The sequence below is a fragment of the Paraburkholderia sabiae genome, assembly GCF_030412785.1.
GTDB lineage: Bacteria > Pseudomonadota > Gammaproteobacteria > Burkholderiales > Burkholderiaceae > Paraburkholderia > Paraburkholderia sabiae.
Genome location: NZ_CP125295.1, coordinates 1080956 through 1104254, shown reverse-complemented (window position 1 = coordinate 1104254; position 23299 = coordinate 1080956). Strand labels below are relative to the sequence as shown.

Below are 23299 nucleotides of genomic sequence, written 5' to 3'. Positions count from 1 at the left end.
CGCACATGAGTCAGTTCGAAGTACGCATCGGCATCAATCCGCTGTCGTGGATGAACGACGATCTGCCGTCGCTCGGCGGCGAGACGCCGCTCGACGTCGCGCTCACGGAAGGACGCGAAATCGGCTATCAGGGGTTCGAGCTGGGCAACAAGTTTCCTCGCGAGCCCGAAGCGTTGAAGGCGCTGTTCAAACAGTACGACCTGTCGCTCGTGTCGGGCTGGTATTCGGGTCGGCTCGCGGACTTTAGCCGCAGCATCGACGACGAATGCAAAGCCGCCGATGCGCATCTGGAATTGCTCGCGAAGAACGGCGCGACGGTGATGGTGTACGGCGAAGTGCACAACACGATTCAGGGTTCGCCCTTCCCGCTTTATCAGCGGCCGCGCTTTTTCACCGACGAGCAATGGAACACATACGCACAGCGCCTGAACGAATTCGCGCGCTATACGTTGAGCAAGGGCGTGCGTGTCGCGTATCACCATCATATGGGCGCGTATGTCGAAACGTCTGCCGACGTCGATCGCTTGATGTCGTTGACGACCGAAGACGTGGGGCTGCTGTTCGACGCGGGCCACATTACGTTCGCGGGCGGCGACGCGCTTGCCGTGTTGAACCGGCACATCGGACGCGTGTGTCATGTGCATTGCAAGGACGTGCGCCCTTCCGTGATGAAACTCGCGCGCAATCGCAACTGGAGTTTTCTCGATGCGGTGATCGCAGGAGCGTTCACGGTGCCCGGCGACGGCGCAGTCGATTTCCCTGCGATCATCGATACGTTGAAGCGTCATGGTTATCGCGGCTGGCTCGTGGTCGAAGCGGAGCAGGACCCGGCCGTCGCACCGTCGTATGCTTATGCGCAGAAGGGGTATCGCACGTTGCGCACGCTCGTCGATGCGCCCCTCGATGTCGCACAGGAGGCAGCATGAGTTTGCTCGTGAAAGCGACGCGCGAAGGACAGACGATCGCGCGTGTCACGCCGGAATCGGCGGGCTGGAGGTATGTCGGATTCGCCGCTTACCGGATGGAGCCGAATGAAGTGGTGCATGTGCTCGAAGCATCGCGCGAGGTGTGCATCGTGGTGATGGCGGGCGCCGTCGATATCGAAACGGATGCGCAAACGTGGTCCGCGCTTGGATCGCGTGACAGTGTGTTCGAAGATAGCGCGCCTGTTGCTCTTTATTTGCCGCCGAATACGCGGGCGATTGTGCGTGCTAATCGTTTTGCCGAGGTTGGCGTGGCCAGTGCGCCTGCGAAGGGGGAATATCCGGCGCGGCTGATCGAGCCTTCGCAGATGAAGCGCTCGGTGCGCGGCAAGGGCGCGAATACGCGGTTCGTGTGCGATATTCTTCCGCAGACTGAGCCTGCTGAGTCATTGCTCGTTGTCGAGGTGCGCACGCCTGGCGGGCATTCGTCGAGCTATCCGCCGCATAAGCACGATACGGAGAATGTTCCTGCGGAAAGCTCGCTCGAAGAGACTTACTATCATCGGCTTAGTCCAACGCAAGGGTTTGCGTTTCAGCGCGTGTATACCGATTCGCGCGATATCGATGAATCGCTGGCTGTTGAGGATCACGATGTTGTGATGGTGCCGCGTGGGTATCATCCTGTTGTTGTTCCCTACGGGTATGACTCGTACTATCTCAATGTTATGGCTGGGCCTGCCAGGACATGGCATTTCAAGAATGATCCTAAGCATGAGTGGATCATTGAGCGTGATTCCAAATCTTGATTTTTTTTGTCTGCGACGCTAGTCGCCATTCTGGTTTTTTCTGTCTGCGACGCTAGTCGCCGTATGTGTCAGCTTGGGCATCCGCGATTTCGTTTCGTTTTGCTAGCGTCGCCCCTGTGCGGGGCAGCACCTACTTTTCTTTGCAGCGGCAAAGAAAAGTAGGCAAAAGAAAGCCGCTTTTGTACCTCCGGTGCCCGCCAGGGCAGCGCCGCGGCATGCTGCAGTTGAGCTGTCGCGCAGCAACCTCCACACTCCGTAGAAAGCCCGTAGTCAGGCGCGCACGGCGCGAAAAGCCCACACACAGTTTGGAGCACATACCGCCGCAATCAGACCGACGGAAAAGGCAAAAAAACGTGCTGGCCGAATGTGCCCCAGGCGGATGTCGTCGTTCGCGCCGCGCGCGCCTGACTGCGGGCTTTCTACGGAGTGTTTGCGTCACTGCGCGACCGCTCAAAGACCGTGTGCCGTAGCGCTATTCTGGCTGGCACCGGAGGTTTGAAGCGGCTTTCTTTTGCCTACTTTTCTTTGCCGCTGCAAAGAAAAGTAGGTGCTGCCCCGCACAGGGGCAACGCTAGCAGACGGACATGAAACCGCGGATGCCAGCGCAGCAAAAGCAAAAACAAAAAACCAAAAACCAAAAGAATGGAATGGCGACTAGCGTCGCAGACAAAAAAATCAACGCCGACCGGCAAGATCAACAACCAACGCACCATCTTCCCGCATCATCACTTTCCCTTTAGCGACATCACGCCGATAGGCATAAAGCTCGAACCGCATCGGTTCGGCCCCACCACGTCGAGTGTCATGAATCAAAGTCCGCCCATTCACAACAAGCGAATTGAACATCTTGACATCGCCGGACTCGATAAAAACAAAACTACTCCCCGCGTCAGCGGGCACCTTCCCGACAGGCAAAGACAAATCACGCTTGAACCGAAGCACGAGCCCTTCATCGGTAACTCGAGCACCGGCAAGACGCCCCTGCAGCAATGGCGCAGGAAACACCGAATACTGATCGAACACGAGTTCGTTCCCGTTCAATACAACACCCTTGCGCTCAAACGGCGTCAACGAAGAAAGCGGCACATCCAAAGCCCGCAACATCCCCGCTTGCGGCACACCAAGCACCTTCACCGACTCGGGCCGATAAACGATATGCCGCTCATCGCGCACAGCGATCGTCCCCCGCATCGTCGTCGGCAGCCACGTGCCCGGAAAGTGATTCCATAGCTTGATGCCGCCCGTCACCTGCAACTCGCCATCGACAGGCGTCAGTTGCAGATCGTTCAGCGAACGCGGCGCATAGTCGAGCAGATAATCGTTGAAGAGCGCCGCCATCGCGGGCCACGGCTCGACCACTTCGCCATCGATGATGTGTATGTCGTATTGCGTCGGATCGTCGAGATCGACAGGCTGTCCGGGATGCTTCGGCACCATCTGCGCATCGAGCGACCGCACATGAAAACCGATCCGCCCCGATACATAGAAGTCCACGTTCTGCATGTGAATCAGCGGCGCGGGGCCAGGCGAATTTCGTTCGTCCGATATCGCGCCAGACTTCGTTGTATCGAGACTCACGGGCACCGCTCTCGCGCCCGCGTCGCGCAAAAACGGCACACGCTGCCATTGCGCCCGCGCCGATGCCAGTTCGGCCTGCTGCGTGCGGATAAAACTGTCGTTCAATTTCGCGCTCGCGCTGCCGATACCGATACCGACGCCACGCTCCGTATCTCGCGATGCCCCCGCGAGCGCCACATACGACGGCAGATGCACATTCAGCGCGCCCGCTTCGTCGAAGGTCAGATAGCCCGCCGCCATCTGCTCGCGATAGCGATACAGATCGAGCACGAACGGCGCGTTGGTATCGATGGGCGTGATCGCCATGTCGATGTTCATCGGCATCGAGCGCATGAACTTCACGTCGCCGCCTTCGATCAACAATCCGCGCACAGGCATCGATGCGGGCCACGCAATGTCGTTCAGCGTGTGATCGTCGAGCGTGAAGCGCACGCCATCGGGATGAATCGCGATCTGCGTAATCGTCATCTTCAACGCGGGCGGCGGCGTGAGCTTCGCGACCTGCATCACGACATCGTCGCCATCGAGCCGCGCAATCGGCGTCTCCACGTTCAGCAGATCGGCCATCTTCACGTGCGCGGCCTGCATCAGTTTGTCCGCGGCGACGCCCGCCACTTCGACATGCTCTGCATGGAACGCCATCTCGTTCGCGTTGCGCATCGACAGCGTGCCCGTCAGCACGATAGGCACCCAGCCGCCACGCTGCATTTCGCCCGTGATGCGCAAGCGCCCTTCTTCCGGCACGACGCGCATGTTGCGCAACGGCGGCCCTCGATACTGGAACAGATAACGGTCGAAAATCGCCGTGAGCTTCGCGGCATCGAGCGTCACTTCGCCGCGATGCACGTCGATGGTGACGCTGTTCGGATCGTCGAACACGATCGGCGCGCCCGCGCGCACAGGCACGAGCGTCGCCGCCATCCTCTGGATCTGAAAGCCGATGTCGCCCGTCACGCGAAAATCGACATCGCGCGCGAACATCATCGAACCGTCGATGCCTGAATCGCGCAACGTCAAAGGACGCACGCGCTTCATGCTCATGCCGCTTGCGGACGGCTCGCGGTTCGCGATCACCTGTTCGGCGGAAAGCTGCTTTTGCTTCGACGCTTCGATCGAAGGCAACGCGGACGATGCTTGCGGCGCAGCGGAGTTTGCATCGGCACACGCCGATACGATCAGTGACGCGTACAACATCGCTGCGGCCAGCATGCAGCGCACGATGTCGCGTCGAAGCGCGCGTATCTCGTCGATCATGTCTCCTCCTCTCGCCGGCTCGTTCGATGACGGGCCATGCGCTTCTGATGATTGTCGTGGTTTGTCCGCGCGCTGCCGACAAGATTTCTGGAGGACGTTCACCAAACGCGAGCGCGTTTGATTCGATGAAAACAGGCGTCGAAGAGGCTTATCGCACGGTGCTTCGCGCGATAACGGGAGATTCGCTCAAACAGCCAACCGATGTGACGCGACGCAAGCTCAGCCCACGCCGAGCCATTCCTGCATCACATCGGGCCGACGACGGAACGTTTCGAGCGTGTCGTCGAACACGATCTCGCCATGTCCCATCACGGCGATGCGGCTTGCAAGGCGATCCGCGATCACGAGCCTTTGCTCGATCAGCAGCATCGCGACGCCCCGCTCGCGCAACAGCGTCAGCGCCGCGGCAAGCTGCGCGACGACCTGACCCGCGAGCCCTTCCGTCGGTTCGTCGATCACGACGAGATCGGGATCGCCGAGCAGCGCGCGTGCCACCGACAGCATCTGCTGCTCACCGCCCGACAACGCGCCCGCTTTCGTGCGCCCACGTTCGCGCAGCACGGGGAACAGCCTGTGCGCATCGTCGAGTGTGAAGCGTGCGGCACGCTTGCCCTCGCGCGGTTTGATGCCGAGCAGCAGGTTCTCGCGCACTGTCAGCGTCGGAAACACGTCGCGTTGTTCGGGCACGTAGCCGATGCCGAGACGCGCGATTTCGAAAGTGCGTTGCCCGGCGAGCGAGCTTCCCGCGAAACGCATCACGCCCTGCGTACGCAACATGCCCATGATCGCCTTCGCCAACGTCGAGCGTCCGGAGCCATTGCGGCCCGCGAGCGCGACCGCTTCGCCTGCTTCGATTTGCAGGCTCACGCCATGCAGCGCCTGGCTCGCGCCGTACCACGCGCGAAGATCGTGAATCTCCAGTAGCGGGTTCATCGCGCCGCTCCATGAGTCACATCGTCGATGTCGCCAAGATACGCGGCGCGCACGGCGGGATCGGAGCGAATGGCGTCGGGCGTGCCCGTCGCGATCACCTCGCCTTGCACCAGCACGCTGATCCGGTCCGCGAGACCGAACACCACGTCCATATCGTGCTCGACCATCAGCAGCGTGCGCCCCGCCGTCGCGCTGCGAATCAGTTCGACGGCACGCGCCGCTTCAGCGCGATTCATGCCTGCCGTCGGTTCGTCGAGCAGCAGCGTGTGTGCGCCGCTCGCCAGCGCAAGGCCCAGATCGAGCGCGCGTTGTTCCGCGTAGCTCAGCGTGCCCGCAATCGCATCGCGCCGTTCGCCGAGCGCGACCGATTCCAGCACGGCTTCGGCGGCCTCGTCGGCTTCGCGCGTCGTGGTGTAGCGCTGCCACCATCGCATGCGATCGCGATTCGCGATCTGCGCGGCGCAACGCAAGTTGTCGAACACGCTGAGCTTCGCGAAACAACGTGTCGTCTGAAAACTGCGCGCGAGTCCGCGTCGACAGATCGCAGCGGGCGCGAGCCGCGTGATATCGGCGCCATACAGTTCGATGCGCCCCGCGCTCGGCCGCGCCGCGCCCGCGATCAGATTGAAGAGCGTCGATTTGCCCGCGCCGTTCGGGCCGATCAGCGCGTGACGTTCGTGCGGCTCGACGAGCAGATCGACGCCGCGCAACACGCGCGTCGCGCCGAAGCGCTTGTCGAGACGCCGCACCGCGATAGCCGGGATCATGGTCGCGCTCCTGCGTTGACTTCAGCGGAAAGCAAACGGTCGCGCCGTGCCGCGATGTTCATCGTCAGCCAGCCGATGCCGGCGAGACACAGCACGGCCGCCACGAGCCAGACAGGATTCATCGTCAACAAGACACTCACGCGCTCTTCCGTGCCGAAACGCTGTGCGTAGACCCATTGCACGCCGAGCACAACGGCAAGCGTCCATGCGCACACGCTCATCACGCGATACGCGAGCCACGGCAGACAGACGCGCCAGCCGTCGTGCGCGAAACGCGCGGCCTGACGCCGAATCCATCCCGCGATACCGTCGGGCGAACTCACGACCACGGTCACGAAGAAAAGCCCGAGATACAGCAGCCACGCGCGCGTCGTGCTCGCCACGACGACGCTGAAAAACGTCAGCACGACAGCGCCCACGACCGGCCCGAAAAACACGCCGCTGCCACCGATCACCGTCGCGATCAGCACCGAGCCCGAGCGCAGCATGCCGACGCTTTCCGTCAACACCAGTTCGACATTGATCAGCCCGAGCGTGCCCGCGATGCCCGCAAAGAACGACGACCACACGACCACCTCGTAACGCACGCGGCGCGGATAGCAGCCGATAGCCGCCGCGCGCATCGGGTTGTCGCGTACGGCATGCGCGAGCCGCATGAACGGCGTGCGCGATAGCGCGTACATCGCGAGCACGGCGAGCGCGCACCACAGCGCGATCAGCGCATACGCCTCGCGCGCGGGGCCGAACGTGAAGCCGGGCACGGCGAGTCCCGCCGTGCGGTCGATCGCGACGCCCGCTTCGCCGCCGAACCAGTCGGGCAAGGTCCACGCCGCCGCCGCGACGAGTTCGCCGATGCCGAGCGTGATCATCGCGAACGCGGTGCCTGAGCGGCGCGTCGCGACGAGGCCGTACAACGCGCCGAATAGCGCGCCGCCGATGCCGCCAATCAACGGCAACAAGGGCAACGGCAGGCCGAAACGATTGAACAGCTGCGCCGCGATCAGCGCGCCGATCCCCGACGACGCCGCATGTCCGAACGACAGCAGCCCCGCGCCGCCGAGCAGCAGGTTGTACGACAGCGCGAACACGATCATCGCCGCCGTCTGCGCGAGCCATGCGACGAGCCAGCTTTGCGACGACACGCAAGGCGGCACGACGAGCAGCAGCGCAAGCGCGATCCACGGCAGTGCGGCGCGACCTTGCTGCGCGCGTAGCGAAACGGGCCGCGCGTCGTGTACGTTGAACTCGTCACGCATCGTCGTCGCGTTGTCCGAAGAAGCCGCGCGAACGCACGGCGAGCATCGCGACGAGCAGCACATATGGCACGAGCGGTGCGAGTTGCGCGAGCGTCAACGCGCTCCACGCGGCGGGCAGCGTATGGTCCAGATCGCCGAACAACTCGCCGAGCGGAAGGTCCGTCGATACCGCGAAGGTCTGCAGACAGCCGATCACGAGCGACGCCACGAGCGCGCCGCCCAGCGACCCCAATCCGCCGATCACGACCACGACGAACACGATCGATCCCACCGATTCGGCCATCGCCGGTTCGACCACGAAGAGCGGCGCGCCGATCACGCCCGCCAACGCGGCGAGCGCCGTGCCCGCCGCGAACACGCCCGTGAACACGCGCGGCACGTCGTGACCGAGCGCTTCGACGGCTTGCGGATGCGTGAGCGCGGCCCGCACGATCAACCCTGCTTTCGACACGCGCAGCACAGCAAACAGCACGACCAGCATCGCGAGCGCGACGGCCATCATGAACGCCCGATAACGCGAAAACGCGAGGCCGTAGACATCGAACAAGGGACCATCGAGCGCCGGCGGCACGCTCACGCTGAGCGCCTGCAAACCCCACACGAGCTTGACGCCTTCGCCGATCAGATAAGCCGCGCCGAACGTCAGCAGCAGTTCCGCCAGATGCCCGTGCGGACGCACGCGCCGCAACAACCATCGTTCGAGCGCCGCGCCCATCAGCCCGACGACGAGCGGCGCGATCAGGAGCGCCCACCAGAACCCCGCGCGCGCCGCCACCGAAAACCCGACATACGCGCCGAGCATGTAGAAGCTCGCGTGCGCGAAGTTCAGCACGCCGAGCATGCTGAAAATCAGCGTCAATCCCGCCGACAGCATGAACAGCAGCAAGCCGTAGCTCACACCGTTCAGCGCATCGATGACGAACGACTGCACGCGTCAGTCCTGCGCCGTTTGCCCGTTCTGCACGACGAGCGGCTCGAGCGCCGCGCGCAGTGCATCGGGCAACGCAACCGGACGGCGCGTCTCGCGATCCACGTAGACATGCACGAAATGCCCTTGCGCGGCGGGCTGATCGTCGCCTTCCCTGAAAAGGCCCACTTTGTAGCGCACGCTCGACGTGCCGAGCCGCACCACACGCAGGCCTGCATCGATACGGTCCGGAAACACGATCGGCGCGAAGTAGTTGCACTGCGTTTCGACGACGAGGCCGATCGTCGTGCTGTGCTCGATATCGAGCGCGCCGGTGCGAATCAGGTACTCGTTCACGACCGTATCGAAGTAGCTGTAATAGACGACGTTGTTCACATGGCCGTATATGTCGTTGTCCATCCAGCGCGTACCGATGGCGAGAAAGTGCGGATAGGCCGTGCGCGGCGCGATTGCGGGTTTGTTCATGTCGTGTTCGGTTGATTGAATGAGCCTTGTGCGCCTACATCGACTCCTGAAGCATGCGCCGGTAATCGTCGGCCGTCGCTTCGCGCGGGTTCGTCTTGTGGCAATGATCGGCAAGCGCGCCCTTGATCACCTTGTCGAACGCACTTTCGTCGACGCCCATTTGCCGCAGACCCGTCGGCAGGCCGAGGCGCGCCGTCATGTCGTGCAGCGCCTGCGCGAGATCGGCATTGTCGGGCAGATTCATCACGCGACGCATGCGCGCATAGCGGCGATTCGCGACGACCGTTTCCGCGCTCTCGTTGAAACGCAGCACGGCAGGCAGCACGACGGCGTTCAACGTGCCGTGATGCAGCGACGTGCGCCCGTTGACGGGCACGCCGCCGAGCGGATGCGACAGCGAATGCACGCAGCCGAGCCCTTTCTGGAACGCCATCGCGCCTTGCATCGATGCGCTCATCATGTTGAGGCGCGCGTCGCGATGCTGGCCGTCGTGCGTCGCCAGTTCGATGTTCGCCCAGGCGCGCTCCAGCCCGTCGAGCGCGATGCCGTCGGCGGGCGGATTGAACGACGGCGCGAGAAACGTTTCGATGCAATGCGCGATCGCGTCCATGCCGGTTGCGGCCGTCAGCATCGGCGGCAGACCCAGCGTGAGACCGGGATCGCAGATCGCAGCCTTTGGCAGCAGATGCCACGAGTGAAAACCGAGCTTACGGCCGTCGTTCAGAATCACGATCGCGCCGCGCGCCACTTCGCTGCCCGTGCCCGCCGTGGTCGGAATCGCGATCAGCGGCGCGGCCTTGTCGGTGATCTTGCCGCTGCCGCCTTCGATGGTCGCGTAGTCCGTCAGCGCGCCCGGATGCGTGGCCATGATCGCGACGCCTTTGGCGAGATCGATCGACGAGCCGCCGCCGATCGCCAACAGCCCGTCGCAGCCTTCGTCGCGGTAACGCTGCACGGCCGACATGACCATTGCTTCCGTCGGGTTCGACGGCGTGTCGTCGAAGACGGGCGCACCGGGAATCTTCAACGCATCGATCGCCTGTTGCGCGACGCCCGCCGCCATCACGCCCTTGTCCGTCACCACGAGCGGCCGCCTGATGCCCGCGCGCTCGCATTCGGCGGGCAACTGCGCGAGCGCGTCGTAACCGAGATGAATGTGCGTCAGATAGTAGATGTAGGCCATGTCGATGCGTCTCCTGGTTATCGGTGTGTGACGACTGAGACCACTGCGGTGTACAGCGCAATACTGCTTACTGCCCCGGCCGCTCGACGAACTCGAACGGCAAGCCGCGCGCACGCATCCAGTCGGCGAGCGCGAGTCCCGTTGCCACGGGCCACGGACGCAGCTTCGGCGGATCGATCAGCCGGTATTCGAGCAACTCCGGCGACAGCGCGATCTCGCCGCTCGCGCGCACGTGATACGCGATGATCAGCTCGTTCTTGCGGATGAATTCGTACACGCCGACCAGCTCAACGGAATCCGCGACGAGCGACGTTTCTTCCTGCACTTCGCGCGCGATGCCCTGTTCGGGCGTCTCGCCGTTTTCGAGGAAGCCGGTGATCAGCGCGAACATCGCTTCGGGCCATGCAGCGTTGCGCGCGAGCAGGATCTTGCCGTCGTACTCGACGATAGCCGCGACGACGGGCAGCGGGTTGTTCCAGTGCACGTACCCGCAGGTTTCGTCGGGACAGCTTTGACGAACGCGTGCGCCTTCGTGCTCGGGATCGGCGCGCTCGACGAGCGGCGTCGCGCAACGCGGGCAGAAGCGGTATTCGGTCATGGGCGTAGAGTCGGTCGGCGGTGGCGGCTGTTTAGCCAATGCTCACGCGGCGCACAGCGCACGCACTTCGTCGACGAAACGCTCGACCGTTTCGGGCTGCGTATCCCATGCACACATCAGCCGGCAGCCGCCCGCACCGATGAACTCGTAGAACTTCCAGCCGCGCGTGCGCATCGCCTTCGCGACCTGCGGCGGCAATTGCGCGAACACGGCATTCGACTCGGTCGGGAACATGATGCTCACGCCCGGAATCTCCGCGAGACGCGACTCCATCAGCTTCGCCATTGCGTTCGCGTGACGCGCGTTGCGCAGCCACACATCGTTATCGAGCAAGCCGAGCCACGGCGCGGAAATGAAGCGCATCTTCGACGCGAGCTGTCCCGCCTGCTTCAGGCGATACGCGAAGTCGTCGGCGAGCGCGCGGTCGAAGAACACCACCACTTCACCGACGGGCAAACCGTTCTTCGTGCCGCCAAAGCACAGCACGTCGACGCCCGCGCGCCAAGTGATCTCCGACGGATGCACGTCGAGCGCGGCGACTGCATTCGCGAAGCGCGCGCCGTCCATATGCACCTTCAGATGACGACGCTTCGCGATGGCCGCGATCGCGCGGATCTCCTCGACGCTGTAGACAGTGCCCACCTCAGTGGATTGCGTCAGCGTGACGACCTTGGGCTTCGGATAGTGGATATCGGCGCGGCGCGTAACGACGGCTTCGATCGCATCCGGCGTGAGCTTGCCGCCGATGCCCGGCGCCGTCAGCAGCTTCGAGCCGTTCGAGAAGAACTCGGGACCGCCGCATTCGTCCGTTTCGATATGCGCGAGTTCGTGGCAGATCACCGAGTGATACGACTGGCACAGCGACGCAAGCGCCAGCGAGTTCGCCGCGGTGCCGTTGAACACGAAGAACACTTCGCAGTCGGTCTGGAACAGGTTGCGCAGACGGTCGCAGACCTGCTGCGTCCACGAGTCGTCGCCATAGGCCGGTTCGTGGCCGCTGTTGTTGGCGGCGATCAGCGCATCGAGCGCCTCGGGGCAGATGCCGGCGTAGTTGTCCGACGCGAAATGTTGCATGGCAGGCGGCGCGCCCGGCGATGGGCACGCGAAGATGACCGGAAAGCGGACATTTTAGTGCCGAGGGTTCTGATTTTGCTGCTGGAGATTTAAGGCGGACTGCGGATTGGCCGAATGGCCTATACGGCGCGAGTGACGCGAAGCGCCGCGGGTCCGTTCGCGCGCAAGGTTCCGTCGCGCGATTCGGCGCGCTGCTTTACGCCTGGGCGCGTGGCGCCGGCCGCATCAGCGTCACCGCGACGAGTCCCACCGCGCCGGCCACCAGCGCCAGAGCCGCGAGCCACAACGCGGGCGTGAACGAGCCGCTGTGCGCGGCGATCGGCGCAGCGACGAGCGGCCCGGCGATCTGTCCGAGACCGTATGCCGCCGTCGCGTAACCCATCAGTCCCGCCGCGTTGTCGCCATGCAGGCGACGCGCTTCGCGCATCGCGAACAGCGTGATCGCCGTGAATGGCAAACCGATCAGCGCGCTGCCGATTGCGAATCCGCCCGCCGTCGGCGACACGATGCCCGCGATGATGCCCAATGCCTGCAACACATAGCAGCCGGCCAGCAGCGTGCGGTTGTCCAAGTGCGACGGCAAACGCGCGCCCGTCAGTGCCCCCGCCACCAGCGCGCCGCCGAACATCGGCCAGAACAGATCGGGCCATGGCGAACCCACAGGCAACGCGGCGCGTGCGATGACAGGCAGGAACGTCGCGGTGATGATGTATCCGAAGCCGGGCACGCCGTAGAGGACGATCAGCCAGAAGGCATCCGCGCGATGCAGATGCGCGTGATGGTGTTGCGCATGCATCTGCGGCGACGCTTTGTTCGCGCTTGCGCCTGTTTTGGCAGTCGATGTGGTGATCGTGAACGTGCGCCACACCAGCGCCGTGAGCACGGCCGACACGAGCCCGAAGCCGATCCAGCCCGCCGTCGCCCCGAGGCCGCCCGCCGCGCTGACCAGCAGGCCCGTCGCCGCAATGCCGAAGCCCGGGCCCGTGTAGATCACGCCGCCCCACTCGTTCGCCCCCAGTTCGGCAAGCCGCCGCAAGCCCCACTGCGACGCGAACACGAAGGTCCACGCGCTGACGGCGCCCGCGACGAAGCGCACCACGGCCCAGACCCAGAACTGATGCGTGACGCCCATCGCGAGCACTAGCAACACCGTCAACGCGAGGCCCGTCTTCACGACGCGCGCGGCGTCCATGCGCAGCGCGACACAGGCGATCGCGCCAAGAAAATAGCCCGCGTAATTGAGCGAAGCGAGCCAGCCGCCGTGTTTGATGTCGAGTTCGCCGCCGTGGAGCATCAACGGCAGCAGCGGCGTGAAGGCGAACCGGCCGACGCCGAGCGCGACAGCCAGCGCCGCCATGCAAGCTAGCGCGGCGCGCCGGGCATCGCCGGGGGCGGCGTGGTGCGTGAAGGTGCGAGAGGCGAGATCGTTCATCGAGGACATTGCGGTTACGGCCGTGGCTGTTTTACCGAAATCGTAGCTTGACCCATCAATCTCATAAAATGAATAATACGGATAGATTGAATCTCATGGAGAGATTAATGGATCTTGCCGCTCTCACCATTTTTCGCGCCGTCGTGCGCGAAAACGGCGTGACGCGTGCCGCCGCGAAGCTCAATCGCGTGCAATCGAACGTGACGACGCGCATCAAGCAACTCGAAGAACAGCTGGGCACGGAGCTTTTCATTCGCGACGGCCGGCGGCTTGTGCTCACGCCCGCCGGCGAAACGCTGCTGCCCTATGCCGAACGGCTGCTCGCACTCGCCGATGAAGCGCGGCATGCGATCAAGGACGCGCGTCCGAGCGGCCGGCTGCGGCTCGGCACGATGGAAAGCGTCGCCGCGACCCGTCTGCCGGGCCTGCTGGCGCACTATCACCAGACGTGGCCCGACGTCGCGCTCGAACTGGAAACAGGGACGACGGGCAAGCTGATCGACCGGGTGCGCGAGTTCGAAGTGGATGCCGCGATCGTCGCGACGCCACTCGATCCGGGCTGGATCGGCGATATGTATGAGATCGAGCCCGTGTTTCGCGAAGAACTGGTGATGCTGACGCCGCGCGGCCATCCGCCTATCCGTCACGCCAGCGACGTCACGCTGTCGACGCTGATCGCCTTCGAAACGGGCTGTGCGTATCGCACGCATGTCGAAAAGTGGTACATGGATCGCGGCATGCGCCCGGCGCGCGTGCTGGAACTCGGTTCGTATCACGCGATCGTCGCCTGCGTGGCGGCGGGCGCGGGCGTAGCCGTCGCGCCGCGCTCGGTGCTGGCGCTGCTGCCGGAATCGAACGATATCGCCGTGCATACGCTCGATGAACTGGGCAGTATCGACACGCTGCTGATCTGGCGGCGCGGTCATTTCTCGTCGGCGCTGAATGCGCTGCGCGGGATGCTGGTCGCGAGCGGGAACGTGCAGGAGATGGGTTCGGAAGAAGCGGCCGTGTGAGCGCGCTTTATTTGCGTGAATGAGTGGTCTGCCCACGAAAAGCAAAAAGCCGCGAGTCTCATCGACTCGCGGCTTTCTTTTATGCAAAAGCGGAAGCTATCTGCCCCGCTCCGGGCGCGCTCAGAGTTGCGCTTCCACCCAGCCCTTCACGCCTGCCAGCGCAGCGGGCAGATTAGCCGGCTCGGTGCCGCCTGCCTGCGCCATGTCCGGACGTCCGCCGCCCTTGCCACCGACCTGCTGCGCGACGAAGTTCACCAGTTCGCCCGCCTTGACCTTCTTGCTTGCCTCGGCCGTGACGCCCGCGATCAGGCTGACCTTGCCGCCTTCGACAGACGCCAGCACGATGGCCGCGCTCTTGAGCTTGTCCTTCAGCTTGTCGACGGTTTCGCGCAGCGTCTTGACGTCCGCGCCTTCGAGCGTTGCCGCCAGCACCTGCACGCCGGACACCTCGATTGCCTGACCCGCCAGTTCATCGCCCTGGCTCGACGCCATCTTCGACTTCAGCGCGCCCAGTTCCTTTTCGAGCGCCTTTACCTGGTCCTGAACCAGCGAAATGCGCTGCGTCAGTTCCGACGGCTGCGCCTTCAGCGCGGCTGCTGCGGCATTGATGCGCGCGTCCAGTTCCTGCACGAAGCGCACCGCGTTGTCACCCGTGATCGCTTCGACGCGACGGATGCCCGCCGCGACGCCGCCTTCCATCACGATCTTGAAGAAGCCGATGTCGCCCGTGCGATTCACGTGCGTACCGCCGCAGAGTTCCCGCGAGAAGCCCAAGTCGAGCACGCGCACTTCGTCGCCGTACTTTTCGCCGAACAGCGCCATCGCGCCGCCCTTCACCGCGTCGTCGTACGACATCACGCGCACGATGCCCGGCGCGTTCGCCAGCACTTCGGCGTTGACGATTTCTTCGACGCGGCGAATCTGTTCGTCCGTCATCGGCGCGTTGTGCGCGAAGTCGAAGCGGGTCTTGTCCGCGTCGACCAGCGAGCCCTTCTGCTGCACGTGACCGCCGAGCACTTCGCGCAGCGCCTTGTGCATCAGGTGCGTGGCCGAGTGGTTGCGAGCCGTGCGCGCACGGCGGACGGCGTCGATTTCCGCCTTCACGACGTCGCCGATTTTCAGCGTGCCCTGCTCCAGCGTGCCGTGGTGGCCCACGACGTCGGCCTGCACCTTCAGCGTATCGACGACGCCAAAGCGGATGTTCGCATTCGCGAGCACGCCCTGATCGCCGACCTGACCGCCCGACTCCGCGTAGAACGGCGTGTGATCGAGCACGACGACAGCCTGCTGGCCCTTCGTCACTTCGTTGACGGATGCGCCGTCGACGTACAGCGCGGTGACCTTTGCGTCATCGAAGACGATCTCTTCGTAGCCGTGGAACGTGGTCTTCGCGCCCGTGTATTCCAGGCCCTGCGCCATCTTGAACTTGCCGGCCGCGCGCGCCTGTTCGCGCTGACGGGCCATCGCTTCGTCGAACGCCGGTTCGTCGACCGTGACGCCGCGCTCGCGGCACACGTCCGCCGTCAGATCGAGCGGGAAGCCGTAGGTGTCGTGCAGTTTGAACGCGACTTCGCCGTCGAGCGTCTTGCCGCCCTTCGATTTGAGGTCCGCCAACGCGGCTTCGAGAATCGACATGCCGTGTTCGATGGTCTCGAAGAAGCGCTCTTCTTCCTGGCGCAGAACGTCCGTGACGCGCTGTTCGGCATCAGCCAGTTCGGGATACGCGCCGCCCATCTGCGCGACGAGATCCGCGACCAGCTTGTGGAAGAACGAACCCTTGCGGCCGAGCTTGTAGCCATGACGGATAGCACGGCGCACGATACGGCGCAGCACGTAGCCACGGCCTTCGTTGCCGGGGATCACGCCGTCGACGATCAGGAACGAGCACGCGCGGATGTGATCGGCGATCACCTTCAGCGAGTTGTTCGACAGATCTTCGATTCCCGTTTCACGGCCGGCAGCCTTGATGAGCGCCTGGAACAGGTCGATCTCGTAGTTGCTGTGCACGTGCTGCAGCACGGCCGCGATACGTTCCAGGCCCATGCCCGTGTCCACGCACTGCTTGGGCAGCGGCGTCATGTTGCCCTGCGCGTCGCGGCTGAACTGCATGAACACGAGATTCCAGATCTCGATGTAACGATCGCCGTCTTCTTCAGGCGATCCCGGCGGGCCGCCCCACACGTCCGGACCGTGGTCGTAGAAGATTTCCGAGCACGGGCCGCACGGGCCGACGTCGGCCATCTGCCAGAAGTTGTCCGACGCGTAGCGCGCACCCTTGTTGTCGCCGATGCGGATGATGCGCTCAGCCGGCACGCCGACTTCTTTTTCCCAGATGCCGAAGGCTTCGTCGTCTTCCTGATAGACGGTGACCCAGAGCTTTTCCTTCGGCAGCTGGTAGACGCCCGTCAGCAGTTCCCACGCGTAGTGGATCGCGTCGCGCTTGAAATAGTCGCCGAACGAGAAGTTGCCGAGCATTTCGAAGAACGTGTGGTGACGCGCGGTGTAGCCGACGTTTTCCAGGTCGTTGTGCTTGCCGCCCGCGCGCACGCTCCGCTGCGCCGTCGTGGCCCGCGAGTACGGACGCGATTCGGCGCCGAGAAACACATCTTTGAACTGCACCATGCCCGAATTGGTGAAGAGCAGCGTCGGGTCGTTGCCGGGCACGAGGCTCGACGAACGGACGATCGTATGGCCCTTCGATTCGAAGAACTTGAGGAATTTCTCGCGGATTTCGGCGGCTTTCATAGCGTGCTTTTGGGGACGGTCCTGGCTTGAGCCGACGGCTGCGGAAGACTGACCGGCCGTCGCAATAGATTGTTTCCTGAACGGTCGATTATACGGGATCGGCGTTCTCGCGCGGCGGCGTGGCGCGGGTTGCGCGCGGCATTGGCCATCCGGCCAGTTTTTCCTCGAAAAATGCCCCGGCTGTCATTTGTCCTATGCCGTCAGGCTGGATAGGCCAGGCGCGGCCGATCGCTTAAGATGCAACACATCGATCGAATCGGGCAGCGCCCGCGCGGCGCGTGCCCCATCACATTGGAGACGTAGACAGAATATGGGCGCACTCAGTCATATCCGCGTGCTGGACCTCACCCGCGTGCTCGCTGGTCCGTGGTGCGCGCAAACGCTCGCCGATTTCGGCGCCGACGTGATCAAGGTCGAGCGTCCGGGCGCCGGCGACGACACGCGTCATTGGGGGCCGCCGTATCTGAAAACGCCGGACGGCGCGGACACGCGCGAGGCCGCCTACTATCTGGCGGCGAACCGCAACAAGCGCTCGGTGACGGTCGACATCGCGACGCCAGAAGGACAGCAGATCGTCCGCGAACTGGCCGCGCAAAGCGACGTCGTGCTGGAGAACTACAAGGTCGGCCAATTGAAGAAGTACGGGCTCGACTATGAATCGCTAAAGGCCGTGAAGCCGGATATCGTCTACTGCTCGGTAACGGGCTTCGGGCAGACGGGGCCGTATGCTCAGCGCGCGGGCTACGACTTCATCGTGCAGGGCATCGGCGGCTTCATGAGCATCACGGGCGAGCGCGACGGGCAGCCGGGCGGCGGTCCGCAGAAAGCAGGCGTCGCCATCGCCGATCTGATGACGGGCATGTACTCGACAGTCGCCGTGCTGACAGCGCTCGCGCACCGCGACCGCACGGGCGAAGGCCAGTACATCGACATGGCGCTGCTCGATGTGCAGGTCGCGATGCTCGCCAACATGAATTCGAATTTCCTCGCGAGCGGCAAGCCGCCCGCGCGCTGGGGCAACGCGCATCCGAACATCGTTCCGTATCAGACGTTCCAGACGAGCGACAGCTGGATCATCGTCGCCGTCGGCAACGATGGGCAGTTCCGCAAGTTCGTCGAAGCGGGCCAGCGCGCGGAGCTCGCCGACGACGACCGCTTCGCGACCAACCCGGCTCGCGTGCGCAACCGCGAGATTCTCGTGCCGATTCTCGCGGAGATGGTTCGCACGCGCAGCAAGCACGAATGGATCGATGCGCTCGAAGCCGCGGGCGTGCCGTGCGGCCCGATCAACGATCTGGAAGAGGTGTTCGACAACGAACAGGTGGTCGCTCGCGGCATGCAGCTGCAACTGCCGCATCCGTCGGGCGGTACGGTCAAGCTGGTGCGCAACCCTATCCGGATGAGCGCGACGCCGCCCGAAGCGCAGGCGCATCCGCCGACGCTCGGCGAACATACGGAAGCAGTGTTGCGAGACGTGCTCGGTTATGGCGACGAGCAGATCGACGGGTTGCGGGGCCGCTCGGTGATCTGAAGCGACACGCCGTTGAACGGGCGCGTCCCAGTGGTGGCGTGCAGGCTAAACCGAAGTATTGGCAGCCTGCGCCGCCTCACGCCATCGACCCCAGCCAGCGCTGTCCTTCGTCCCACTCGCCCAACCCGCTGTCCGCGTTGATATGACCTCGCGGGCCGATGTTCTCCCAGCGGCTGCCCCACGCGGCCGCACAGGCCTGCGAGAACGGCACGCCGCCATACGGATCGTCCGTGCTCGCGACGACGATCGACGGAAACGGCAGCGTCAACATCGGCACGTCGTCGAAACCGGCGGCATCAGCGGGAAATCCCGGACCCGCGGGATCGGGCAACGCGACCAGCAATGCCCCCGCCACTTTCGCGAGCGCATCTTTCGACGCATGGCGCGCCGCCCAGAACGCGACCGTCAGGCAGCCAAGGCTGTGCGCGGCAAACAGAACGGGGGTCTTCGAAGCGGCAATCGTGGCGTCGAGCGTGTCGCACCATTCTTCGCAGACGGGATGATCCCAGTCGCGCATCGGCACGCGCGAAAAGTTCGGGTAGCGCGCTTCCCAGCGCGTCTGCCAGTGGCCGTCGCCCGAGTTCATGTAACCCGGCAACACGATTACGCTCCGCTGCTCCAATGTCATTCCGTTCCCCGTTTTTGTCGTGTGTTCATGGAAAGCGGCCGCGCCGCCATCGCTATTGAATCACACGGCCCACGCCGACGCCGCGCGGATCAGCGGCCGGTTGCGGCGTCGTGCCATCGATGCGGATCATCTGCACGTCGCCGTTGAACGTCTGCCCCTCCACCGTATAACCGCGCGCCTTCAGCTGCTCGGCCAGTTCGCCGTCGATCGGGTGATACGGCTCCCAATAGATCGTCTTCTGCGGCAACAGCTGATGATGAAAGCGCATCGCGGAGAGCGCATCGGCGGGCGGCAGGTTGAAGTCGTACAGATCGGTCATCACCTGGAAGATCGACGTGAAAATGCGCGAGCCGCCCGGCGTGCCGATCACGAGCGCCACCTTGCCGTCCTTGAGCAGAATGGTCGGCGTCATCGACGACAACGGTCTGCGGCCCGGCGCGATCGTGTTGACGTCGCCGCTCGTTACGCCGGACTGGTTCTTCACGCCCGCTTTCGCCTCGAAGTCGTCCATCGCGTCGTTCAGAACGAAGCCGCCGCCATCAACCACCACGCCCGACCCGAACGACCCGTTCAGCGTGTACGTGTTCGACACGGCATTGCCCCACTTGTCGACGACGGAGAAATGCGTCGTCTGCGCCTTTTCGGGCATCGAGTCGCCGAGACCCGGCTTGACGGGCGCGGCGCCCGGCACTTCATCCGGCGTGATGTCTTCGACGCGCTTCGCGAGATACGCGTCGTCGATCAGCTTGTCGACGGGCACGCGGTACGAATCGGGGTCGCCGATGTACTGCTGGCGATCGGCGAACGCGCGGTCCTCGATCTGCGCGACCAGGTGGACATACGGCTCCGAATTGAGCGCCACGCCGTCGAATTGCGGCTTCAGGTCCGCTTTCATCTTCAACAGCTGGATCAGCCCGATGCCGCCCGAACTCGGCGGCGGCGCCGTGACGATCTGATAGCCGTTCCAGCTCGCCGTCACGGGCTGACGCCACACGGCCTTGTACTGCAGCAGATCCGCTTTCGTAACGAGGCCGTGGCCGTACATCTGATGCGCGATCAGGTCGGCCGTCTGCCCTTCGTAGAACTCGCGGCCGCCGTCGGACGCAATTCGCGTCAGCGTCTGCGCGAGTTCGGGCTGGCGGTACACGACGCCCGCCTTCAGGTTCGAAAAATACGCATCGAAATTGGTCTTGCCGCCGAAGCTCTGCGACGCGACTTCGCGACGCTTCTGCATCCACGGTTCGACGGTGAAGCCGTCCGTCGCGTACTTGATCGCGGGCGCGAGCACCTGCTTCCATTTGAGCTTGCCGAAGCGCTTCTGCGCCTCCCACATGCCGTCGACGGTGCCCGGCACGGCCACCGCGCGATGCCCGACGGCGCTCATGCCCTTGATCACGTTGCCCTTGTCGTCGATGTACATGTCGCGCGTCGCGCTTTGCGGCGCTTTTTCGCGGTAGTCGAGGAAGTACGGCTTGCCGTCCATGTACACCGTCATGAACCCGCCGCCGCCGATGTTGCCCGCATCCGGGTACGTGACGGCGAGCGTGAAGGCGACTGCGACGGCGGCGTCGACGGCGTTGCCGCCCGCCGCGAAGATTTGCTGCGCGGCGTCCGCGGCATAGCGGTCGGGCACGGCGACCGCGGATGCGTCGAGCGCGGGCTTCGGCTGGGGCGTTTTCGCATCGGCCACAGGCGCCGCGACGAAACTCGCGAGCAGCGCGCCCGTGAGCGCCAGCGTGGTCGCGACGCGCGCCAAGGCGCGCGCGGCAGATGATTCGGCGTGGGTGCCAGCACGAGTTTCGACATGCATATCGGCACCAGAAAGTGCGCGCAGCGCGCGCGACGTCGGAAGAGACATCCGAGGAACTCCGGGATCGATGGACCGGCTCGCCCGTGCGCAACGCCAGAGACGGCGGGCTCGCGGCAAGGACAGGTCGCGTGAAGCGGCGGGACGGGCGGCGCCCGCCCAGGCCACGACAGAATAACGGAAATGCAGTGTCTGCCGAAAAACGCCGCCGGAGGCGCCACAGGCACGCGGCGCGTCGCCAGAACCGCCGGGCAAGCCGGTTGCTGGCTGAACTGCGGCAGACGAAAGAGACGCACAAAAAACGATGCCGCGCACGGTCGCAGGACGGCGCAGCGCGACGCATGCTAAGCGCGTGCATTGCGCGGGGCCAATGCAATTTACGTCCTGTTACAGCGGGGATCGCACCCCGAAAATCCGGACAAAATGGGCACGTGCAAGCTGCACGCCGTATTGCGCAGGCTTAAAGGCTGTCGTCGAATGTGTCGTCAGGTAGAATTGACAGACTAACGGACACATATAGTGTCCAGGACCGACTCTCTCCATCTCGCATGAACAACGATCGCAAAGACGCCGAGCGCAACGACGCGCCCGTTTCGAATTTCATCCGCAACATCATCGACGACGACAACCGCTCGGATAAGTGGAGCCAGCGCGTGGAAACGCGCTTTCCGCCGGAGCCGAACGGTTATCTGCACATCGGCCACGCGAAGAGCATCTGCCTGAACTTCGGCATCGCGCAAAGCTACGGCGGCGTGTGCCATTTGCGCTTCGACGACACGAACCCGGAAAAGGAAAGCTTCGAATACGTCGACTCGATCGTCGACGCCGTGAAGTGGCTCGGCTTCGAATGGAAAGATGACAAGCAGGAGCACCTTTACTTCGCGAGCGACTACTACGACAAGCTGTACGAATTCGCCGAACTGCTGATCACGCGCGGCAAGGCCTACGTGGACAGCCAGAGCGCCGAAGAAATGCGCGCGAACCGCGGCTCGGCGACGGAAGTCGGCACGCCGTCGCGTTTCCGCGACCGCAGCGTCGACGAAAACCTGGACCTCTTCCGCCGCATGAAGGCGGGCGAGTTCAAGGAAGGCGAACACGTGCTGCGCGCGAAGATCGACATGTCGTCGCCGAACTTCAACATGCGCGATCCCGTCATCTACCGCATCCGCTTCGCCCACCACTACCGGACGGGCGACAAGTGGTGCGTGTATCCGATGTACGACTACACGCACTGCATTTCGGACGCGCTCGAAAACATCACGCATTCGCTGTGCACGCTCGAGTTCGAAGATCACCGTCCGCTGTACGACTGGATCCTCAACGAACTCGCCGACGCCGGCATCTTCGCGCGTCCGCTGCCGCAGCAGATCGAGTTTTCGCGCCTGAATCTCACGTACGCGATCACCAGCAAGCGCAAGCTGCTGCAGCTCGTCAACGAAGGCCATGTCGACGGCTGGGACGATCCGCGTATGCCGACCATCGTCGGTGTGCGCCGGCGCGGCTTCACGCCGGACGGCATCAGGCTGTTCTGCGAGCGCATCGGCATCACGAAAGTCGATTCGTGGATCGACATGAGCGTGTTCGAAGGCGCGCTGCGCGACGATCTCGACGAAAAGGCGCCGCGCGCGACCTGCGTGCTCGATCCGCTGAAGCTCGTCATCGACAACTATCCGGAAGGCCAGACGGAAGAATGCAGCGCGCCCGTCCATCCGCATCATCCGGATCGCGGCGTGCGCACGTTCCCGTTCTCGCGCGAACTGTGGATCGAGCGCGAAGACTTCATGGAAAGCGCGCCGAAGGGCTATTTCCGCCTGTTCCCCGGCAACAAGGTGCGCCTGAAGTACGGTTATGTCGTCGAATGCACGGGCGCGGAGAAGGACGAGAACGGCAACGTGATCGCCGTGCACTGCAACTACTTCCCGGATAGCCGTTCGGGCACGGAAGGCGCGAACAACTACAAGGTGAAGGGCACGATCCACTGGATCAGCGCGACCCAGGCGGTGCCCGTCGAAGTGCGCATCTACGATCGCCTGTTCAAGGAAGCGCAGCCCGACGCGGGCGGCCGCGATTTCCTCGAAGCGCTCAATCCCGATTCGAAGCGCGTCATGCATGCGTTCGTCGAGCCGGGTCTGCGCGACATCGAGCCGGAACAGCGCTATCAGTTCGAGCGTCACGGCTACTTCGTCGCCGACCGCTATGACACGAAGCCGGGCAAACCCGTATTCAACCGGATCGTCAGTCTGAGAGACAGTTGGGGAAAGCCGGCGTAAGCTGATTGTCTGGTTGCGTCACGCGCGGCATGCGGCGTTTTTAGCGCACGCATGCCGTGGCCGTGGTGCAGCACGAAGGACATCGCCATGCACGGCGTGACAGTGCAG

General features: G+C 63.9%; 18 protein-coding genes. 5 read left to right on the top strand and 13 right to left on the bottom strand.

Annotated features, from left to right (window positions below; translation table 11 throughout):
* Positions 1-5: 5 nt before the first annotated feature.
* Entirely contained in the window at positions 6-926 is a 921-nt protein-coding gene (gene iolE, locus QEN71_RS05050; RefSeq protein ID WP_201657984.1) for a myo-inosose-2 dehydratase, read from the top strand.
* Complete coding sequence (gene iolB / locus QEN71_RS05045; protein WP_201657986.1) at positions 923-1729, top strand: 5-deoxy-glucuronate isomerase; 807 nt, start codon at positions 923-925, stop codon at positions 1727-1729. Before iolE ends, iolB begins: the two co-directional genes overlap by 4 nt.
* Before the next feature lie 675 nt (positions 1730-2404).
* On the opposite strand, the gene QEN71_RS05040 is transcribed toward iolB, so the two are convergent.
* The 10 genes from QEN71_RS05040 to QEN71_RS04995 form a co-directional block, all read right to left on the bottom strand.
* Complete coding sequence (locus QEN71_RS05040; RefSeq protein WP_233472059.1) at positions 2405-4561, bottom strand: hypothetical protein; 2157 nt, start codon at positions 4559-4561, stop codon at positions 2405-2407.
* Positions 4562-4780: 219 nt separating this feature from the next.
* Positions 4781-5494: an ABC transporter ATP-binding protein gene (locus QEN71_RS05035; protein ID WP_201657989.1), complete on the bottom strand. Its 714-nt coding sequence runs from the start codon at positions 5492-5494 to the stop codon at positions 4781-4783.
* Complete coding sequence (locus QEN71_RS05030) at positions 5491-6261, bottom strand: ABC transporter ATP-binding protein (protein ID WP_201657992.1); 771 nt, start codon at positions 6259-6261, stop codon at positions 5491-5493. Before QEN71_RS05030 ends, QEN71_RS05035 begins: the two co-directional genes overlap by 4 nt.
* A complete protein-coding gene (locus QEN71_RS05025; RefSeq protein ID WP_233472060.1) occupies positions 6258-7517 on the bottom strand; it encodes a branched-chain amino acid ABC transporter permease in 1260 nt (419 codons plus the stop codon). Before QEN71_RS05025 ends, QEN71_RS05030 begins: the two co-directional genes overlap by 4 nt.
* Positions 7510-8448, bottom strand: a complete 939-nt coding sequence (locus tag QEN71_RS05020) for a branched-chain amino acid ABC transporter permease (RefSeq protein ID WP_201657998.1) — start codon at positions 8446-8448, stop codon at positions 7510-7512. Before QEN71_RS05020 ends, QEN71_RS05025 begins: the two co-directional genes overlap by 8 nt.
* Positions 8449-8451: 3 nt before the next feature.
* Positions 8452-8910, bottom strand: coding sequence for an acyl-CoA thioesterase (locus tag QEN71_RS05015; RefSeq protein ID WP_201658001.1), 459 nt, complete (start codon positions 8908-8910; stop codon positions 8452-8454).
* Between the two features lie 34 nt (positions 8911-8944).
* Complete coding sequence (locus QEN71_RS05010) at positions 8945-10093, bottom strand: iron-containing alcohol dehydrogenase (protein WP_201658004.1); 1149 nt, start codon at positions 10091-10093, stop codon at positions 8945-8947.
* A 67-nt stretch (positions 10094-10160) separates the two neighbouring features.
* Positions 10161-10691, bottom strand: coding sequence for an NUDIX domain-containing protein (locus tag QEN71_RS05005; protein ID WP_201658007.1), 531 nt, complete (start codon positions 10689-10691; stop codon positions 10161-10163).
* Between the two features lie 42 nt (positions 10692-10733).
* Entirely contained in the window at positions 10734-11765 is a 1032-nt protein-coding gene (locus QEN71_RS05000) for a threonine aldolase family protein (protein WP_201658010.1), read from the bottom strand.
* A 196-nt stretch (positions 11766-11961) separates the two neighbouring features.
* Positions 11962-13197, bottom strand: a complete 1236-nt coding sequence (locus QEN71_RS04995) for a YbfB/YjiJ family MFS transporter (protein WP_201658163.1) — start codon at positions 13195-13197, stop codon at positions 11962-11964.
* Between the two features lie 107 nt (positions 13198-13304).
* On the opposite strand from QEN71_RS04995, the gene QEN71_RS04990 reads away from it, so the two are divergent.
* The gene (locus QEN71_RS04990; RefSeq protein WP_201658013.1) at positions 13305-14210 is read left to right on the top strand and encodes a LysR family transcriptional regulator; all 906 of its coding nucleotides are present in this window, start codon (positions 13305-13307) and stop codon (positions 14208-14210) included.
* Positions 14211-14330: 120 nt separating this feature from the next.
* Here the strand turns inward: QEN71_RS04990 and alaS are convergent, their stop codons facing one another.
* A complete protein-coding gene (gene alaS, locus QEN71_RS04985) occupies positions 14331-16955 on the bottom strand; it encodes an alanine--tRNA ligase (RefSeq protein ID WP_201658016.1) in 2625 nt (874 codons plus the stop codon).
* Between the two features lie 310 nt (positions 16956-17265).
* Between alaS and QEN71_RS04980 the strand changes: the two genes are divergently transcribed.
* Positions 17266-18486 carry a CaiB/BaiF CoA transferase family protein gene (locus QEN71_RS04980; RefSeq protein ID WP_201658019.1) on the top strand — a complete coding sequence of 407 codons (1221 nt, stop codon included), beginning with the start codon at positions 17266-17268 and terminating at the stop codon, positions 18484-18486.
* A 76-nt stretch (positions 18487-18562) separates the two neighbouring features.
* On the opposite strand, the gene QEN71_RS04975 is transcribed toward QEN71_RS04980, so the two are convergent.
* The gene (locus tag QEN71_RS04975; RefSeq protein ID WP_201658022.1) at positions 18563-19114 is read right to left on the bottom strand and encodes an RBBP9/YdeN family alpha/beta hydrolase; all 552 of its coding nucleotides are present in this window, start codon (positions 19112-19114) and stop codon (positions 18563-18565) included.
* 52 nt (positions 19115-19166) lie between these two features.
* Positions 19167-20972, bottom strand: a complete 1806-nt coding sequence (ggt, locus tag QEN71_RS04970) for a gamma-glutamyltransferase (protein ID WP_201658025.1) — start codon at positions 20970-20972, stop codon at positions 19167-19169.
* 497 nt (positions 20973-21469) lie between these two features.
* Here ggt and QEN71_RS04965 point away from each other — a divergent pair, with 497 nt between their 5' ends.
* On the top strand, positions 21470-23191 hold the full coding sequence (locus QEN71_RS04965; protein WP_201658028.1) for a glutamine--tRNA ligase/YqeY domain fusion protein: 1722 nt from the start codon (positions 21470-21472) through the stop codon (positions 23189-23191).
* Positions 23192-23299 lie beyond the last annotated feature (108 nt).

What these genes read in the sequence shown, in the direction of transcription:
- iolE (WP_201657984.1), top strand. Translation starts at nt 6, where the DNA reads ATGAGTCAGTTCGAAGTACGCATCGGCATCAATCCGCTGTCGTGGATG.
- iolB (WP_201657986.1), top strand. Translation starts at nt 923, where the DNA reads ATGAGTTTGCTCGTGAAAGCGACGCGCGAAGGACAGACGATCGCGCGT.
- QEN71_RS05040 (WP_233472059.1), bottom strand. Translation starts at nt 4,561, where the DNA reads ATGATCGACGAGATACGCGCGCTTCGACGCGACATCGTGCGCTGCATG.
- QEN71_RS05035 (WP_201657989.1), bottom strand. Translation starts at nt 5,494, where the DNA reads ATGAACCCGCTACTGGAGATTCACGATCTTCGCGCGTGGTACGGCGCG.
- QEN71_RS05030 (WP_201657992.1), bottom strand. Translation starts at nt 6,261, where the DNA reads ATGATCCCGGCTATCGCGGTGCGGCGTCTCGACAAGCGCTTCGGCGCG.
- QEN71_RS05025 (WP_233472060.1), bottom strand. Translation starts at nt 7,517, where the DNA reads ATGCGTGACGAGTTCAACGTACACGACGCGCGGCCCGTTTCGCTACGC.
- QEN71_RS05015 (WP_201658001.1), bottom strand. Translation starts at nt 8,910, where the DNA reads ATGAACAAACCCGCAATCGCGCCGCGCACGGCCTATCCGCACTTTCTC.
- QEN71_RS05010 (WP_201658004.1), bottom strand. Translation starts at nt 10,093, where the DNA reads ATGGCCTACATCTACTATCTGACGCACATTCATCTCGGTTACGACGCG.
- QEN71_RS05005 (WP_201658007.1), bottom strand. Translation starts at nt 10,691, where the DNA reads ATGACCGAATACCGCTTCTGCCCGCGTTGCGCGACGCCGCTCGTCGAG.
- QEN71_RS05000 (WP_201658010.1), bottom strand. Translation starts at nt 11,765, where the DNA reads ATGCAACATTTCGCGTCGGACAACTACGCCGGCATCTGCCCCGAGGCG.
- QEN71_RS04995 (WP_201658163.1), bottom strand. Translation starts at nt 13,197, where the DNA reads ATGAACGATCTCGCCTCTCGCACCTTCACGCACCACGCCGCCCCCGGC.
- QEN71_RS04990 (WP_201658013.1), top strand. Translation starts at nt 13,305, where the DNA reads ATGGATCTTGCCGCTCTCACCATTTTTCGCGCCGTCGTGCGCGAAAAC.
- alaS (WP_201658016.1), bottom strand. Translation starts at nt 16,955, where the DNA reads ATGAAAGCCGCCGAAATCCGCGAGAAATTCCTCAAGTTCTTCGAATCG.
- QEN71_RS04980 (WP_201658019.1), top strand. Translation starts at nt 17,266, where the DNA reads ATGGGCGCACTCAGTCATATCCGCGTGCTGGACCTCACCCGCGTGCTC.
- QEN71_RS04975 (WP_201658022.1), bottom strand. Translation starts at nt 19,114, where the DNA reads ATGACATTGGAGCAGCGGAGCGTAATCGTGTTGCCGGGTTACATGAAC.
- ggt (WP_201658025.1), bottom strand. Translation starts at nt 20,972, where the DNA reads ATGTCTCTTCCGACGTCGCGCGCGCTGCGCGCACTTTCTGGTGCCGAT.
- QEN71_RS04965 (WP_201658028.1), top strand. Translation starts at nt 21,470, where the DNA reads ATGAACAACGATCGCAAAGACGCCGAGCGCAACGACGCGCCCGTTTCG.